A 17076-nucleotide genomic window follows, 5' to 3' on the forward strand; every position below is an offset into this window, starting at 1 on the left:
ATAATGTTATATCTTTTAGAGAAGGCCAACTATGCATGCCTTCTCTTTTTTTGTTCCATACACTAGAACGCTTGTCCGATATTTACAAGATTACGCAACATAAACGATATAGGCTGGATGGGAATGGACAAAAGATGAAGAACGACCGCAGCGGAACTCGTCATTCCAAAGTCTCCTCTTAACAAGGTTAATGGGTCTTGGTAGTCTTTCGGGTCTGGCATGTCCAATCCGTAACTTTCCCTGATTCGATCTATCGTCTCTTGATCCAAAGTAGATTCTTCCTCAGCATATGCATTCGTGGATATCGTTCCTAATGCTAACAAGAGTAGTAGGAGAGGGATGATTATTAATTTAAGATTTCGCATGGTTTCCTCCTTATCTAGAATATTTACCTGTAACCAACTGTCTTTACTCAAATCATACATATTAGTATAGTCTATATTCAAATACCCTTTACAGTGGGGACTTCAATTCGTGGATTTTAGGTATTTGCGGGGAATTGTATAGACTATCATTAAGACCAGAAAAAAAGCTGTCCTCTTGGTAGAAATACCTACACGGAGGACAGCTTTTTGACACCCTAAATTATAGTCATTCTTTCAATTTAAATCGATTAGACATGGATTCAAGCTCTTCGGAAAAAGCATTAAGCGATTCAGCTAAAGTACTAAGCTGCTGCATCGAAATAAGCTGTTCCTCTGCGGCTTTAGAGACACACTGGGCAGCGACAGAGGATTCATTGGCTGCTTCGTTCATCTCACTAAATGATTCGGATATACTCTCTGCTTCAGCGGACATCTGCTCGGCTGCTGCTGAGGCTTCCTGGATGCCTTCCACGGTTTGCCGAGTGAAAGCCAGAATATCTTGAAAGGTCTCACCCGTCTTGTTTATGTATATAACACCCGTTTCGGCTTCCGTCTCTACACTGCGTACGGAGGAGGATGCGATACGGATCTCCTGTTGGATCGTCTCGATAAGATTCGCCACGGCGGAGGCGGATTCATTCGATTGAATAGCTAGTTTGTGAACCTCAGAGGCAACAACAGCAAAACCGCTTCCGCTGCTTCCTGCTCTTGCGGCTTCAATCGAAGCGTTTAGTGCCAATAGATTAGTCTGTGAAGAGATATCCTTCATGGATGTGACAATGCTCGTGATCTGCTCCGAATAACGATTCAAGCTGCGGATGGAACCTGTCATATCAGCTATCTTCTCAACGATGGCCTGCATTTGCTTCTCTGATGATCGAATTAATTGGATGCCGGACTCTGCCTTATCTAAGGTGCGGGAAGAAGTTTCGAATGCATTTGATGCAGTGCTAGCAACTTGCTGAACACTAAGTGCCATATCTTCCATCGCTGATGATGCGCTGCGTATGCTATACGCTTGATTATCGCTGGAAGCCGCTACTTTTCGAATGGATGTTGTCGTCTGTTCAACGGCTGCCGTTGTGTTGTGTGTAACGGACAGAAGCGTACTGGCGGTCTTGTTCATCGTTCTTGAACTTAGCTTTAAGCTGCTGATCAGATCTTTTAAGCTGTCGATCATCTTATTAAAAGATGAAGCCATTAAGCCATTCTCATCTCGCGTTTGTACGATTAGAGGCTCTCCGGTTAAGTCACCTTGGGATGTTGTCATCGCACGATGTGCCACTTCGATGGTCGGCTTGGCGACATGGCGAGCAAAGACAGCGACGATGGCTGCGCCTATGAATAAGCAAAGGGCAAGTGTCCATAGGATAGTTCGTAATATGGTTTGTTCCCCAGTATTGTAATCTTGAAGATAGGAGCCGGCAGCAATCACCCAGCCCCATGAAGGGTTCTGCACGGCGTAAACGATTTTTTCTGCTTCCTCGGATGCCTTGGAGTCCTCAGCATTCGCATCTGTGGGGAGGGGCCAAAAATAATAGGTATACCCTCCGCCATTCTGTGCAGACGTGATGACATCCCGGATATAGAACTGCCCGTCACTTGTCTGACTATCACCAATATTGTCACCTTCACGAGAGGGATGGGCAAGAAGATTACCTTCAGTATCCAGTACATAAAAGTACCCATGCTCTCCCAGATCCAGGTTGGGGTTAATGACACGACTACCGTCCGCCCTCTTCTCTCCCAGAATGAGATGCTTGAATTGTTCCTGTGCCTCTTCCAAGGTTAGACTGCCTTTGGTTACGTTTTTGTTCAGAGTCGTCATGATTTCGGATGCTAGGTGGACATTGTTCATAAGCTCACTTCGTATTAATGCATTCGTTTCATTAGCTGCAGTTCGATAGCTGATGAAGCCGAGTGTAAGAACAGGAATGATGAGGAGCAGCATCATGGTGGACAGCATTTTCATTTTGAGAGAGTAGAGAGGGTTAATAGATTGCATAATCTGTATGCATCTCCTGTCGGTACCGGGATATATTTCCACATAACTATAATGCAACAACTAGGGGGATGTGAAGTAGGAAATATCTTAATTTTGAAATGTAAGAGATATAATTTTGTGTTTTTGGTGGATTCTCTTTAAGCACCTCCAGTAATGTATAATTATGGGTGTTAAATAGAAGGGATGAGGGATATGAAAGCAATCTATAAGAAAACAGTGAAGGCTATAGCTTGGAGTGTGATAGGTCTTATTTTGTTAGTTTTTGGAATTATATGTTTGATTGAAGTTATCATTTTCGGCTCGCTTTTGCTTGAAGAGATATTTAAGTGAGATTTAATTCTAGTTATTTTCATGATGAGGACAGAATTAAGGTTGTCATTTAAGAGGATAGCTATTAATATATACATAGATTAACGATACATAGATTTGCTAGGTATAGGAGTGACAGAAGACATTGGCGATTAATAAAGAACTTCTCAAAGGAAGCACGGCGATATTACTGCTCAGTGTGCTGAGCCGAAAAGAAATGTACGGTTATGAATTGATCAAGGAAATAGAGAAGAGCTCGAATGGCGTGTTTGTGATGAAGGAAGGCACACTCTATCCCATACTACACACACTTGAAGCAGAGGGATGGTTAGATGCGTACTGGAGTCAACACGATGGACGCAAACGGAAGTATTACCGGATAACCGATCTTGGCCGAGGTCAGATCAAGGAAAAGACGGATGAGTGGATACGATTCCGAACCGCTGTAGATACCGTTATCGGGGAGGGGAGCTAATCGATGATAGAGAAGGAACTTATTGTTCACCAGTTCCTAGACGATGTATGTCGGCATGTCCGGGCCAAGGAGCTTCACTCCGAGATTCGGGAGGAGTTAAGCGGGCATATCGCTGATCGGGCGGAAAGTCTACAGCTCGAAGGATATTCGGAAGAGACGGCTTTGAAGGAAGCAGTAAATCAGATGGGCTCATCTGTCGCTATCGGCAAAAATCTGCAACATGCGCACAGGCCGTTACTGAATTGGAAAATGCTTGTGATTATTGTACTGATGGCCATCATCGGTATATTTGCAGCGTTTAATGCGCAGTCTTCGCCGGGTCACTATTTTAATACGGTTGAGAAAAAGGCTTTGCTTACAGGTATTGGTTTATTGGTACTTGTGGGATTCTATTTCACAGATTACCGAAAGCTGTTGAAATATGCGGATGCGATTTTCTTTATGACACTTGGACTTATGGTTTTCACACTACTCAATGGGTTAAGCATTAATGGTAGTAAATCGTATCTCAGTCTGGGATCTTTCGGCATCAATGTAATGGAGCTTTCCCTTCTTCTTTTGCTCATGTCTTTAGCTGGTCAAAAAAGAGAAAAGCTGCTTGGATGGTTCGAAATGTTCATTCAATTGATGTATCGTGGCCTAGTGCCGGTATGGCTATTTATTACGGGTGGTTCTTTATCGCTCGGTCTGATCTACGTAATCGGGTATTTATTGATAACTTGGTATACTAACAAGAGCAGGAAGCAATTGCTTATCTTGGGGCTGCCTGTAGTTGGACTATTCACTCTTTTTCTATTTCAAGTAGGTCAAGTGCAGGATCGAATATCATCTTTTTTTAATCCCAAGCAAGGTGAGAACTTTCAATTGATTCAGACCACAGAAGCAATACGATCAGCTGGATGGGCCGGACATGGGTTTGCTGCAAGGAACGATATGTTGCCATATATCCAGAGTAAATCCTTATTCCCATATCTCATATACTGCTTCGGCTGGGGAGCTGCGATTATCATCGGATTGCTTGTTCTGCTGTTCTTGATAGAAATCTGGCGTATGACCACTTTACTCCAAGATCCAGTTGCTCAAAGAGTAACCATTGCATTTACGACCGTACTCGCCTTTCATATGCTATGGCCAATTCTGATGGCATTCGGCATGGTTCCTTTTGCGAGTATCGAAATACCTTTCATTGCAGGTGGTTCATCGCAAATACTTTACTTTGCAGCGATGGGTATTGTTCTTTCCATGTACCGTCGTAAAAATATGCTACCAAGTGCACAGGTGGCGGCTTAATCATATGAGAGGTACTCTTGTAACAGAGGCTTGCAGATCCAATCTGCAAGCCTCTGTTTTTTGGTCTGCTTTTCAGGTGAAGATCATCTGATCTCATTCTTGCCATACTGTTGTCAACAAGGTTGGATTATGCTGTGTACACAAACAACATAAGCTAACTAAATTGATCACAAAGGACGGGATTCAGGTTGAGACAATCACAGAACAGAATAGGAGTTGTTATTACAGGACTTCTCCTGGCCATTCTTATGGCCTCCATGGATAACACAATTGTGGCAACGGCGATGGGAACCATCGTTGGTGAGATTGGAGGGCTTGATAAGTTCGTCTGGGCCACCTCTGCTTATATGGTTGCGGAAATGGCAGGGATGCCGATCTTCGGTAAATTGTCTGATATGTACGGTCGGAAGCGGTTTTTTGTTTTTGGGATTATTGTATTTATGATTGGATCAGCCTTGTGCGGAACAGCAGAATCCATCGTTGAGCTCAGCCTATATAGAGCGGTTCAAGGTATTGGTGCGGGTGCGATGGTATCTATCGCTTTCACAATTATGTTTGATGTTGTAGCACCTGAGAACAGAGGGAAGATGACAGGAATGTTCGGTGCACTATTCGGTCTATCGAGTATTGCTGCACCACTGCTCGGTGGTTACATTACAGAACATATTGATTGGGTATGGATTTTCTATATCAATCTTCCTCTCGGCTTGATTGCCTTCTTCCTCATTGTGCTGTTCTACAAGGAATCGGCAGAACACTCTAGACAAAAAATCGATTATTTAGGTGCCACTCTGCTCGTAGGGGCTGTGATCTGTCTGATGTTTGCCGTTGAGCTGGGAGGTAAACAGTATGCGTGGGATTCACCGCAGATCATCTCTATGTTCGCTGGATTTGTGATCCTTGCCGTTCTACTTGTATTTGTGGAAAAAAGAGCAGTCGAGCCGATTATCTCATTCCACATGTTCCGAAATAGACTGTTCACGACCAGCAATCTTGTCGCAATGCTTGGCGGTGCAGCATTCATGACGGCGTCTATGTTCATTCCGATCTATATTCAAGGTGTGCTAGGTGGTACGGCCTCGAACGCCGGACTCGTTCTTCTTCCAATGATGGTCGGTTCGGTTGTGACAGCGACTGTAGGTGGATACTTAATGTCGAAGTTTCCTTATCGTTCCATCCTCATTCCAACCTTGTTGATTCTAATTGTGGGCCTCGCACTTTTGACAGCCCTGAATACGGCGTCACCGAGATTTCTCATCACAGCGTATATGATTCTAGTCGGACTCGGCATCGGCGCCTCTTTCTCGGTGCTCAGCAGCGCTGCCATTCACTCGTTTCCAGCAGCGCAGCGGGGAGCTGCGACGTCCACACTCAACTTTAACCGATCTCTCGGAATGACGCTTGGCATTACGATATTCGGAATTTTGCAAAGTCATTCGCTCACAGGCAAGCTTACAGAGGCCTTTGGGAGCAACGGTGCTGCTAACAAGTCTTCGGCTAATGTGGATTTTAGCGATCCGTATGTATTGCTGAATCCAGCTATTCGTGCAACGATGGATAGCTCCACACTTCACACGATTACGGAAGGACTGTCTTCATCCATCGCCGGAACGTTTGCATGGAGTCTTATCCCTGCGGTTCTGGCGCTGGTCTCCGCATTTGTCATGACCAAGGAGAAGCTAGATCCGGAAGCGGAGCAAGACGGTTACGCCGCTTCTCATTAATGAAGGTCAAGGATGCATGATAGCGACATGTCTCTATATATGCATCTTGATCATTTCTATCCTGATCATCTATCCCCATATGGACAGTTGTGGTTTATGATGAAAGAAATCGATTCCGAAAATGGGGGAGCGAATCAATGAAGTTCGAACGACTCATGGCCATCACAATGATTCTATTAAACCGTAGACGTGTGCAAGCACAGGAACTCGCAGATAAGCTGGAGGTTTCACTGCGTACCATTTACCGTGACCTCGAGTCACTTAGTCTTGCCGGGATTCCAATTGTGTCGTATACGGGAATGGAAGGCGGTTATGAAATTATGGATAATTTCCGTCTTGATCGGCAGATGCTGTCGCTAGATGAGCTGATAACCCTATTTACTGCGCTTCGTGGTCTTCAGTCTACCCAGGCACTGGACCCCTCGAATATAGATCGCCTGCTTGAGAAGGTAGGTACGTTAGTTGCTCATGCTGAGCAAGGACGCTTCGCAGACAGCGATCAAGTACAGGTTGATTTTACGCCTTGGAGAAACAGTGAAGCTGAACGAATAAAGTATGAATCGGTACATCATGCGGTGAAGAATAGGAAATTAATCTCCTTTTATTATATAGATGCTCAAGGCACTGAAACAGAGCGTACTATTGAACCGATGGGTCTTGCCCTGAAAGGATACGCATGGTATTTGCACGGATATTGTTTAGAACGAGAGGATTACCGGACATTCAAGCTTTCACGTATTCGTGGTCTTCAGGTACTTCAAGATGATTTTGAACGCCGTGAAATGCCACTTTCCGTTATGAATGGGCCGTGGAAGAAGCCGGGAAGACGAGAGATGATTCATCTTGTGCTTCGGATCTCGGGGGATGCTAGGGTGTATGCGGCTGATCATTTTGATGAGCAAGAGATTGAGCGCTTGGAGGACGGTTCCTTGATTGTGCGGGCGACCTTGCCTCACGAGAAATGGGTCTTAAGCTTCTTATTGCAATTGAAAACCGATGTGCTCATTTTAGAGCCTGCTCATATCGCAGCAGAGGTACGGAAGACGGCACTCGAGATCGCAGCGTTGTATCAAGATTCAGGACACACGGTTTCACAGTGTGTAGTAAGCGAAGAGAAGAAGCAGAGCTCTGAGAGTTAAAATGTTTTAGAGCATTAAGAAGATAAGAATATTGCTAGAACGCAAAAACCCACAGCTTTCATGCTGTGGGTTTTTGCGGTTGATGTTTATTCAAACGAAGGGTTGCCCGTCAGATACTTCTCGGTCAATACAGACAAGAGCTGAATGCCGACTTCGTTCTCTCCACCTTCAGGGATGATGATGTCAGCGTATTTCTTGGAAGGTTCAATAAATGCCTCGTGCATCGGCTTTACCGTCCCCAAGTACTGATCATGGACAGACTTAATGCTTCTGCCGCGTTCCTCGATATCACGAACTACCCGGCGAAGAATCCGTACATCAGGATCGGTATCAACGAACACCTTAATGTTAAGCAGCTTGCGAAGATTTTCGTCAGACAACACATGGAGTCCTTCAATAATGACAATGTTTCTCGGTTTCAGCTCTAGCGTTTCATCTTTGGAGCGGGCGTGAACCGTGAAGTCATAGACAGGAGCGTAAGCAGGTTTCCCTTGTCTAAGAAGCTCCAGATGCTCAATCAGAAGTCCATTGTCAAAGGCAAAAGGATGATCATAGTTGATCTTTTCACGTTCCTCAAAAGTAAGATGAGGGTTGTCCTTATAATAATTATCCTGAGATATGAACGTTACTTTTCCAGGTCCGAGTCGGTCGATGACTGACCGGGCCACTGTTGTTTTACCGGAACCTGTACCGCCGGCGATACCAATAATGAGCATGATGTTTATCGTTAACCTCCCTAAGGTTGCATGCTTTGCAATTCTGTATTTTATCATAGTGCTTGTGCTTTTTCACGTTGAGACGAGCTGGAACCTTAAGGGTATTATTCCCTTCATTCAAATAATATGAAATACTAATCTTATATCGAAAGGAGCGTTAATCGAATGAGCACAGATTTAAGCCTAGTAGATGTATATAATGAGACCACTTACAAGATAACTGGACATGGGAATAGAGATGTTCAAGTGTTGAAGCAGGCTCTGGAGTCCTTTGAGGGGACCCTGAATAGTGATATGTATGGAAAGGGCACACTAATCGAGGATTTTCAATACAAAATAGCGAATGTTCTCGGCAAAGAAAGTGCCGTGTTCTTCCCCAGCGGTACGATGGCGCAGCAGATTGCTCTGCGGATATGGTGTGATCGACAAGGGCTGAAGAAGGTTGCATATCATCCTTTATGCCATCTGGAGATACATGAAGAGGACGGATTGAAGGAACTTCATCATATTGAGCCGGTGCTGTTAGCAGATCAAGACCGTTTAATTAAGCTGGATGATATTCTACATATGAAAGAAAATATAGCCTGTCTACTGCTCGAATTACCGCAACGGGAGATCGGTGGACAATTGCCTGACTATCAAGAGCTTGAAGAGATTTCTTCCTATTGCCGTGAAAAAGGCATTAAGCTGCATCTAGATGGAGCAAGACTTTTCGAGATCGTGCCTTATTATGAGAAATCAGCCGCAGAATTATGCAGCTTGTTTGATAGTGTCTATATCTCCTTCTATAAAGGGATTGGAGGGATTGCAGGCGCTATCCTTGCGGGCGAGGAGACCTTTACGAATGAATCGAAAATATGGAAAAGACGTCACGGCGGAGATCTGATCAGTCTGTACCCTTATATTCTGAGCTCGGATTATTACTATGATCTAAGAGTGGGACGGATGGAGCAGTATTACGAGGAAGCGAAAGAGCTGGCAGGGTATTTTAACCGCTGTAAAGCTGTTTCAACCTTACCAGAAGAGCCTGTATCGAATATGTTCCACGTTCATTTCGAGCTGCCCAAGGAGAAGGTAGAGCCGATCCTGAAGAGCGTTTATCAAGAAGCAGACTTGGGGATGGTAGCTTATCTTAAGGATAATAGTGTGGGCGGTTGCTACAGTGAGATAAGTATTGGCGATCGATATACTGATATACCAAAGGAACGTTTAGAGAAGGCTTTTCATTTACTGAATCGAAAGATGGCAGAAGTGAAGAGTCGCTAAGACTAGATATGGATGCAGCATAAACAAAGAAAGGGCCGCGGGTTTCGCGGTCCTTTTTACGATTTCGTATACAATGTCAGGTGAATCAGTAGCGCTCTGACACCAGCTTCGCTTGGGTGAACAGAAGGAGATAGTCACGTCCGCCTGCCTTGGAATCTGTACCGGACATATTAAAGCCACCAAAGGGATGCGTGCCCACGAGCGCACCGGTACATTTGCGATTGAAGTATAAATTGCCGACATGAAAATGTCGCCTTGCGGCTTCCAGATGGGCCCGGTTGTTCGAAATCACCGCACCTGTTAAGCCGTAGTCCGTGTTATTGGCGAACTCCAGCGCTTGCTCGAAAGATTGAGCCTTGGTAAAGGCAAGTACAGGGCCGAAAATTTCCTCTTGGGAGATTCGCGCCCCGGCATCTACATCAGCGAAAATCGTCGGCTCGATGAAGTACCCACTCGGATCACCGGTATTACCGCCATAAACCAAGCGGCCTTCCTGCCGTCCAATCTCTATATACTCTTGAATCTTACGATATGCTTTATCGTCAATCACGGGCCCGACTTGTGTTGCTGCTTCCGCAGGGTCTCCTACTACTAGCTTACGCGTCCGGTCCACGACCTTCTCGATCACAGAATCATATACATCTGCGTGGATGATAGCTCTTGAACAAGCAGAGCATTTCTGACCGGAGAACCCGAATGCTGAGGATGTGATCGCGTCTGCCGCAAGATCAAGGTCTGCATCACGATCTACGATGATCGAATCTTTACCGCCCATTTCAGCGATGACCCGCTTGATCCAGCGCTGACCGGGAGCTGTTCGTGCGGCACGTTCGTTAATCCGTAGACCCACATCACGCGAACCGGTGAAGCTGATGAAGCGGGTCTGTGGATGATCCACCAGATAATCACCGACCTCGCTGCCCGGTCCCGGCAGAAAGTTCACAACACCCGGTGGCAGGGACACCTCTTCCAGCAGCTCCACGAATTTAGCAGCGATCACGGGAGTTGTACTGGCTGGCTTCAAGACAACGGTATTGCCAGCGACGATGGAGGCGGCTGTCATGCCTGCCATGATGGCAAGTGGGAAATTCCAAGGAGGAATAACAATGCCAACACCGAGAGGGATGTAATACAGCTCGTTATCCTCGCCACTCAAGCTGGTGAGTGGCTGTGAGAGACTAAGTCGCTCCATTTCACGCGCATAAAATTCAAGGAAGTCGATGGCTTCAGCTGTATCGGCATCGGCTTCGGCGCGGGTCTTTCCAGCTTCAAGTGTAAGCATGGCTGAGAATTGGAACTTACGGCGGCGCATGAGAGCAGCGGCTTTATACAGGTATCTGGCACGTTCTTGTGGATCGGTTAGCTTCCATGCTTCGAACGTTAAGGACGCAGTCTGAATAGCTTTCTCGGCAAGGGCAGTATCTGCCTGTGATACCACACCTACGATCTGATCTTTGCGGGCGGGGTTCACGGATAGGACTGTTGTTTGTGTATCGATTCTTTCCCCACCGATGATTAGGGGATACCTATTCCCGAGGATGGCTTCCGCCTCCGAAAGTGCAGTATCGTATGCCATGCAGTTTAGCTTATCTGAGAAATCAGTGAACGGTTCATTTCGAAACGGGACTCTCATGGGGTACGACTCCTCCCTTAGATGTACTGCTATTAGAATATGAAGGCTGACTTAAAATCCGAAGTAAAACCTAAAAAATCCTGCATATTTCCTTGAAAACAGCATTTCTTAACCATATAAGGGACCTGAAAGGGGAAACGGTATGGACGGCACAGAATTTTACCGAAAAGTACTGCTCACGGTGGCCGGCAACAAGATCGTGGAACGTTTGACGCTCAAATATGGTAGGAAAATGGCGCGGAAGTTTATCGCAGGGAACACGCTTGAGGAAGCAATCACAGAGACAAAACGTCTTAATCAGCTAGGAGTTATGGTTACGCTGGATCATCTTGGTGAGGGGATCACTTCTTTGGAGGAAGCGACTGGATACAGGGACCAGTATATTCAGTTGTTGGAGGGGATTCATGAGCATCAAGTGAATGCTAACGTATCTTTGAAGCCGACACAGATGGGACTTTCCTTGGAGCCAGAAGCTTGTTATACCAATGTGAGGTCTGTTGCAGTTCGAGCGAAGGAGCTTGGTAATTTCGTACGATTGGATATGGAGGATTCCTCCTTTACGCAAGCTACGATTGATATGACCTTACGGCTTCATGCGGAAGGACTGAGTAACGTGGGCACCGTTCTTCAAGCGTATCTATTCCGTACAGATGATGATGTAAAAGTGTTAATGAAAGCAGGTGTTAATCTACGACTGGTCAAGGGAGCTTATAAAGAGTCTGCAAGTATTTCATCTCAGCGTATGAGTGACATCATTGAACGTTATAAAAAGATGATTAAGCAGCATCTTGATCAGGGTCTGTATACGGCGATTGCGAGCCATGATGACCGAATTATTAATTGGGTACAAGATTATGCTGCTAAGAATCGCATCCCGAAGGATGCTTTCGAATTCCAGATGCTGTATGGGCTGCGTATGAATGATCAAGCTGAGTTGGCCCGTGAAGGATACCGTATCCGGTGCTATACGCCATATGGGACGATGTGGTATCCGTATTACACAAGGCGCTTAGCGGAGAAGCCTTCGAATTTAATGATGGTGGTCAAAAATATGTTTAAGTAATGCACAAAATGTCACCCTAACACTTGTGTGACGCTACGCGGACGGACTGTTGTTCCAATCGCTGTTGTCTCCGCTACTTTGAGTGGAATAGTTACCATAGTCTTTTCTAAAAGCACGAAAAAACGCTCCTTCATAGGAAAGGGAGCGTTTTTCTATATTTCATATTTAGGTACATAAATTCAGCTTGAGGTGCTGACTTTTATTTCAAATTAACTGTGATGTCACCATTTACACCCTTCACGGTTTCGGCATGAAGAATATCCGTCAGGAAATTCAGTGGCACATAGACGTGGTTTTCATGCAGAACAGGTGCTGCGCCGAGTTTGTGTGGAGCCATTTTGCCGAAGAAATAGCTGTCTTTCCCTACGGTTACAGAAGTCCAAATCGCATCTTTACGGACTTCAACCGTTTTGGATTTGTTGTTCCATTTGACGTCAAATTGCAAAGCGCGTACCACATCCGCAAGCGGAATCATGACCTTGCCATCGTCCGTTGTGAGCGTGGATTTCGCCTTAATCACAGTACTTTCACCATTCGTATTGGTGCTCGGAAGATCGAAGGTGAATTCAGGCGTTCCGGTCGAACCCGGAGCGATGCTGTACTCCTCAAAAACAACAACAACTTTACCATCGGTAGTTACATAGAAGGACTGGTCGTTGCCAATTCCCTGAAAGCCGTCTTCCCCTTCAAAATAGTTCTCAGCATCGGCTGCAATAGCCGATTTGATTTTGGAATCAATCATTTGCTTATAATCGTTTCCGAACAGATTCTGAAGCGTAACTAGAGTAGCCTGCTGCTCATCTAAGAAATTGTATGTGTCCACACGTAGCGCAGGGGAGTTGCCCGTTGTAATTTCAGTGTTCACTTTCAGGGAGATCAGATTTGGGATCGTTCCTGTGCCATCTGCTGTAAGCTCATAGGAAATATTAAGTTCGTATGGGCGCATGGTTTGACCATTTTGCTTCGCAGTTTGAGCCATTTCCTTAGCTTCTTTTTTCCAGTTAGCCAAGTCTTTAGAGGCATGCGATTCGATAATATCATTCAATTGGGCCTGATATTTGGCATCCTTCAATCCTTGGAAGACAGGGATCTGGATGTTCGTTACGAGTGCAGGCTCATCAGACTTCAAGGTTTTGTAGGTAAGGATTGCCGATGGATTCGAAAGAGCAATGGCCTGAGGCTCGGCTGTTGTCTGCGCATGCACCTCTGTCATGAACGCGCATGAGCCGGCAAGTAGAATCACACCGCTTAAACCAGCAGCAATGAACTTTTTCTTGAGTGGTGTTGTCGTTGAGTGGATTGTCATAATATACAGCCTCCTATTATTTAATGTATTCGTGGCTCACCAGCACCTCTGAGAGGACTTCCGTTGGAATGATGAATTCCGCCACACCCATATATCCTGGTGCAACATCGTATTTGTTGAAGGAAATGACCAGCTTGCCATCCTCGTTAATGTAAAAACTCTGATCCTTAGCGATGTGCTCAAAAGGAGTTACAGGATCAACTTTGGAAGGTTCAACCCAGTAGATCTTGTTCGGGTCATCCTTCATTTGCTGAACCATCTGTTGTTTAATATTTTCGCTGATTACTTGAATGAAGCTATCATCTTTAAACAGGCTTGGCAGCGTAATGACAAGATTCTCCTGTTTGTCGATCGTGTCGTAAGTCCGCGTCTCATTCGAGGAGCCTGCAGTGGTTACCACATAACGAGATAAGGTTAGCAGACGCTCATTATTCGTTACGACTTTATAGCCGCTGTCGAGACTCATATGCGCGTCTCCTGATTTCTCTAACTCTTCCACTTCGGTTTTGAAGGATTCATACAGTTTCTTATTCTCCTCCGCATACTTGCTGTTCAGCGATTCTTGCAGCGGGTCATTATCTAGGCCGGTAATGGCAGGTGTCTGAATATGAGCTTCGGAGGAGTCATTTCCTTCTCCATACCCACTGATCGTAATGACTTTAACCAGCTTGCCAATGACGGGGACATCTGCAACAGCAGAGGCAAAAGCAGGACTCGTATTGATACCTGTTACGAGCAGGATGGAAGCTGCTGCCGTGCCTACAATAGACTGCACAGCGGTGCGGCGCTGTTTCCGCTTTTTGATAGCTCGTTTGACGATGCTATTTAATTCGTCTGGAATCGGAATGTTTTCGTGTTGTTTTTTCATGTTGTGTAATTTGTCATCCATGAGGATGTACCTCCTTGAGCTGATCTTCATTTAAACGTATCCGCAGTCGCTTCAATGCCTGGTATAATCGGGTCTTCACCGTATTGGTGTTCTCCTGAATGACTTCCGCAATATCTTCGATTTTCATATCTTCAAAATATCTGAGTATAATGACCGTTCGGTATTTCTCCGGCAGATCATCTACGGATTCGGTTAGATCTAGATTGGGATACGTATCACTCTGACCTGGCAGGAATGATTCCAATATCTCATCTTCCATAACATGTACATGCTTTTGTTTTCTTAAGAAATCAAGAGAGGTCGTGACGACAATGCGGTAGAACCAGCTCTTGATTGAACCCTGATTTTGTAGTTTATCGATGGATAGGAATGCTTTATGGATTGCGTCTTGTACGATGTCGAGAGCATCGTCTTTATTTTTAACATAACTGTAGGCCAGTCTGTAGATGCTCTCTTGATGTTCGGTAATACAATCCATAAGAAGCTTCTCCTGTTTCCGGCCACCTCTCATGTGCACATGACACTCCTTTGTTGCGCGCGCAAGCGATCCATTGCAATTGGTTTTCACAGGCAAGACGTATGGGGGGTGAAAAAAGTTTGCGCAGTGGCAGAATTTTTTCGGGAATAAGAATAGACCCCAAAAAGGGGTCTGGATTGTTCCAGTTATATTCCTTAGCTTACATCTCAAATTTCTTCATCACAATAGCGGAGTTATGCCCTCCAAAGCCAAAGGAATTCGACATGCCGATGCGTACATCGGCTCTTCTGGCTTGATTTGGGACATAATCCAGATCACAGGCAGGATCCGGCGTATCCAGATTAATGGTAGGGGGAATGATTCCTTCCTGCAAGGTTTTCACAAGAGCGATAGCTTCGGCCCCGCCGGAAGCACCGAGCATATGACCCGTCATCGATTTATTAGCTGTTACAGGAATGCGGTAGGCATCCGGTCCGAAGACATGCTTAATGGCGGCGGTTTCTGAGCGGTCCCCAATCTCTGTACTCGTTGCATGAGCACTGATCACGTCGATCTGATCGGGGGAGAGATAAGCTTCTGCAAGCGCCAAATTCATCGCCCGGGCCGCTCCATGACCATCCGCTGGTGTTGCAACCATGTGGTAAGCATCAGAACTTGCGCCATACCCAATCACTTCACCCAAAATCACTGCATTTCTACGGAGAGCATGCGTCAGAGATTCCAATACGACAATGCCGGCACCCTCAGCCATAACAAACCCGTCCCGTCCTGCATCGAAGGGGCGACTCGCTTGCAATGGCTGATCATTTCGAGTGGACAAGGCCGTTGCATTCGCGAAGCTGGCAAGGGATATGTCTGTAATTGCGGCTTCAGTTCCTCCTGCCAGTATGATGTCGGACCTTCCCGCTTGGATGTTAAAGAAAGCTTCTCCGATGGCGGTATTGCCGATTGAACAAGCGGTTACTGGAGCTAGGGACGAGCCTAAAGCTCCGTACTTGATGCTCACTAGAGCAGCCGCCATATTCGGAATCATCATCGGAACGAGGGTGGGGCTGATCCGCTCCGGTCCGCGTGATGACAGCGTAGCACTCTGATTCATTAAGGTCTGAATTCCTCCAATTCCGGAGCCAATGTATACACCCATCCGTTCCCGATTGATCTGATCAAGCTGGAGGCCAGAGCTGTTAAAGGCTTCATCTGCTGCTGCAAGTGCGAACTGGCAGAAACGGTCCATTCGCCGTGCCTCTTTGAGACCAAATCGTTCAATGGGATCAAAATTCCGAACGCTCCCCGCAATCTTTACCTTTTGCTTCGTTGTATCAAAAGCTTCTATATGTGAAATGCCGGATTGTCCCTGTATCAGTTGGGACCAGAATGTTTCTACATCGTTACCAAGTGGCGAAATGATCCCCATACCTGTGATCACGACTCGTTCCATAAGATCAACCTCCAAGAATAGATAACTTGTTATTCATAAGGTTATGATGGCACGTGTATTATCCTATTACAAGATACGGTTTATCCTAGTATAATTAATGCCTGCCATTAAGAGAGGAAAGGAAGGTCATGATGAATTCACAACCCCGTCTTCAAGCGTTATCAGCATTTTTGAAATCTCAGCGGGCCAAAATCTCCCCGGAATCTGTAGGTTTACCAGCAGGGACCCGGAGAAGAACGCCAGGACTGCGGAGAGAAGAAGTGGCGCAACTCGCTGGCGTTAGTACAACATGGTACACCTGGCTGGAGCAAGGAAGGGACATACAAGTCTCATCATCGGTTCTGGATTGTGTAGCTAACGCACTGCAGCTCAGCGTAGATGAACGTAAATATTTATTCTCTCTAGCCTATGAATCAAGTGCGAACTCCTACACGCATAAACTGGATGCGGCTCAGATGAGTCCATCCCTGCACCGAATTATTAAAGAACTCCAATGTTGTCCTGCGATTATCTCTGACCGGATGTGCAACATTGTTGGGTGGAATAGCGCTGCTGCTCAAGTGTTCATGGATTTCGAACGCATCCCGCCAGAGGAACGAAATATGATTCGTCTATTGTTCACGCGTAGGGAATTTAAGCGTCTAGCGGTGAACTGGGATCAGTTTGCAAGCGGATTTCTCGCGATGTTTCGTTCGTACTATGGACAATACGTGGAGGATAAGTGGTACGAATTGTTTCTAGATGAAATGAAGAGGGCACATCCCGAATTCACTCGTATGTGGGAGCAGAGTCAAGTCAGTTATGCCCCTGAGGTGAATCTTGAATTTAGACATGCGAAAGCCGGAAAAATGATATTTGAACTTACATCCCTTCATGTCTATGGAAACGATGATTTACGCTGTAGTATCTACACGCCTGTGCCTGATACGAATACAGAGGCGAAGATGCGGCAGTTGACAGAAGAAAGGGCATAAGGGTAA

General features: G+C 45.7%; 15 protein-coding genes. 7 read left to right on the top strand and 8 right to left on the bottom strand.

What is annotated here, in order from left to right:
* Nucleotides 1–62: 62 nt before the first annotated feature.
* Together ACK8P5_RS02420 and ACK8P5_RS02425 are read right to left on the bottom strand one after the other, a co-directional pair.
* Complete coding sequence (locus ACK8P5_RS02420; RefSeq protein ID WP_422659418.1) at nt 63–365, bottom strand: hypothetical protein; 303 nt, start codon at nt 363–365, stop codon at nt 63–65.
* 226 nt (nt 366–591) lie between these two features.
* Nucleotides 592–2370: a methyl-accepting chemotaxis protein gene (locus ACK8P5_RS02425; RefSeq protein WP_422659419.1), complete on the bottom strand. Its 1779-nt coding sequence runs from the start codon at nt 2368–2370 to the stop codon at nt 592–594.
* A gap of 454 nt (nt 2371–2824) precedes the next feature.
* Between ACK8P5_RS02425 and ACK8P5_RS02430 the strand changes: the two genes are divergently transcribed.
* The 4 genes from ACK8P5_RS02430 to ACK8P5_RS02445 all read left to right on the top strand — a co-directional run bounded on the left by ACK8P5_RS02430 (nt 2825) and on the right by ACK8P5_RS02445 (nt 7307).
* Nucleotides 2825–3154, top strand: coding sequence for a PadR family transcriptional regulator (locus tag ACK8P5_RS02430; RefSeq protein WP_422659420.1), 330 nt, complete (start codon nt 2825–2827; stop codon nt 3152–3154).
* 3 nt (nt 3155–3157) lie between these two features.
* Entirely contained in the window at nt 3158–4444 is a 1287-nt protein-coding gene (locus ACK8P5_RS02435; protein WP_422659421.1) for an FtsW/RodA/SpoVE family cell cycle protein, read from the top strand.
* Between the two features lie 188 nt (nt 4445–4632).
* A complete protein-coding gene (locus ACK8P5_RS02440) occupies nt 4633–6168 on the top strand; it encodes an MDR family MFS transporter (RefSeq protein ID WP_422659422.1) in 1536 nt (511 codons plus the stop codon).
* Between the two features lie 137 nt (nt 6169–6305).
* Nucleotides 6306–7307, top strand: coding sequence for a helix-turn-helix transcriptional regulator (locus tag ACK8P5_RS02445; protein ID WP_422659423.1), 1002 nt, complete (start codon nt 6306–6308; stop codon nt 7305–7307).
* Between the two features lie 86 nt (nt 7308–7393).
* Here ACK8P5_RS02445 and udk read toward each other — a convergent pair whose 3' ends face one another.
* A complete protein-coding gene (gene udk / locus ACK8P5_RS02450; RefSeq protein ID WP_422661343.1) occupies nt 7394–8023 on the bottom strand; it encodes a uridine kinase in 630 nt (209 codons plus the stop codon).
* Nucleotides 8024–8188: 165 nt separating this feature from the next.
* On the opposite strand from udk, the gene ACK8P5_RS02455 reads away from it, so the two are divergent.
* A complete protein-coding gene (locus tag ACK8P5_RS02455; protein WP_422659424.1) occupies nt 8189–9289 on the top strand; it encodes a threonine aldolase family protein in 1101 nt (366 codons plus the stop codon).
* 85 nt (nt 9290–9374) lie between these two features.
* On the opposite strand, the gene pruA is transcribed toward ACK8P5_RS02455, so the two are convergent.
* Entirely contained in the window at nt 9375–10922 is a 1548-nt protein-coding gene (gene pruA, locus ACK8P5_RS02460) for an L-glutamate gamma-semialdehyde dehydrogenase (RefSeq protein ID WP_422659425.1), read from the bottom strand.
* A 142-nt stretch (nt 10923–11064) separates the two neighbouring features.
* Between pruA and ACK8P5_RS02465 the strand changes: the two genes are divergently transcribed.
* Nucleotides 11065–11985 (top strand): proline dehydrogenase family protein, encoded by a 921-nt coding sequence (locus ACK8P5_RS02465; RefSeq protein ID WP_422659426.1) that lies wholly within the window; start codon nt 11065–11067, stop codon nt 11983–11985.
* A 199-nt stretch (nt 11986–12184) separates the two neighbouring features.
* Here the strand turns inward: ACK8P5_RS02465 and ACK8P5_RS02470 are convergent, their stop codons facing one another.
* The 4 genes from ACK8P5_RS02470 to fabF all read right to left on the bottom strand — a co-directional run bounded on the left by ACK8P5_RS02470 (nt 12185) and on the right by fabF (nt 16096).
* Nucleotides 12185–13291, bottom strand: coding sequence for a stalk domain-containing protein (locus ACK8P5_RS02470; protein WP_422659427.1), 1107 nt, complete (start codon nt 13289–13291; stop codon nt 12185–12187).
* Nucleotides 13292–13307: 16 nt separating this feature from the next.
* Nucleotides 13308–14180: an RsiV family protein gene (locus tag ACK8P5_RS02475; protein ID WP_422659428.1), complete on the bottom strand. Its 873-nt coding sequence runs from the start codon at nt 14178–14180 to the stop codon at nt 13308–13310.
* Nucleotides 14173–14691 (bottom strand): sigma-70 family RNA polymerase sigma factor, encoded by a 519-nt coding sequence (locus tag ACK8P5_RS02480; protein WP_422659429.1) that lies wholly within the window; start codon nt 14689–14691, stop codon nt 14173–14175. Before ACK8P5_RS02480 ends, ACK8P5_RS02475 begins: the two co-directional genes overlap by 8 nt.
* A 166-nt stretch (nt 14692–14857) precedes the next feature.
* On the bottom strand, nt 14858–16096 hold the full coding sequence (fabF, locus tag ACK8P5_RS02485) for a beta-ketoacyl-ACP synthase II (protein WP_422659430.1): 1239 nt from the start codon (nt 16094–16096) through the stop codon (nt 14858–14860).
* Nucleotides 16097–16227: 131 nt separating this feature from the next.
* Between fabF and ACK8P5_RS02490 the strand changes: the two genes are divergently transcribed.
* A complete protein-coding gene (locus ACK8P5_RS02490) occupies nt 16228–17070 on the top strand; it encodes a helix-turn-helix transcriptional regulator (RefSeq protein ID WP_422659431.1) in 843 nt (280 codons plus the stop codon).
* Nucleotides 17071–17076 lie beyond the last annotated feature (6 nt).

This window comes from Paenibacillus sp. EC2-1, from assembly GCF_049311625.1.
Classification (GTDB): Bacteria; Bacillota; Bacilli; order Paenibacillales; family Paenibacillaceae; genus Paenibacillus_AQ.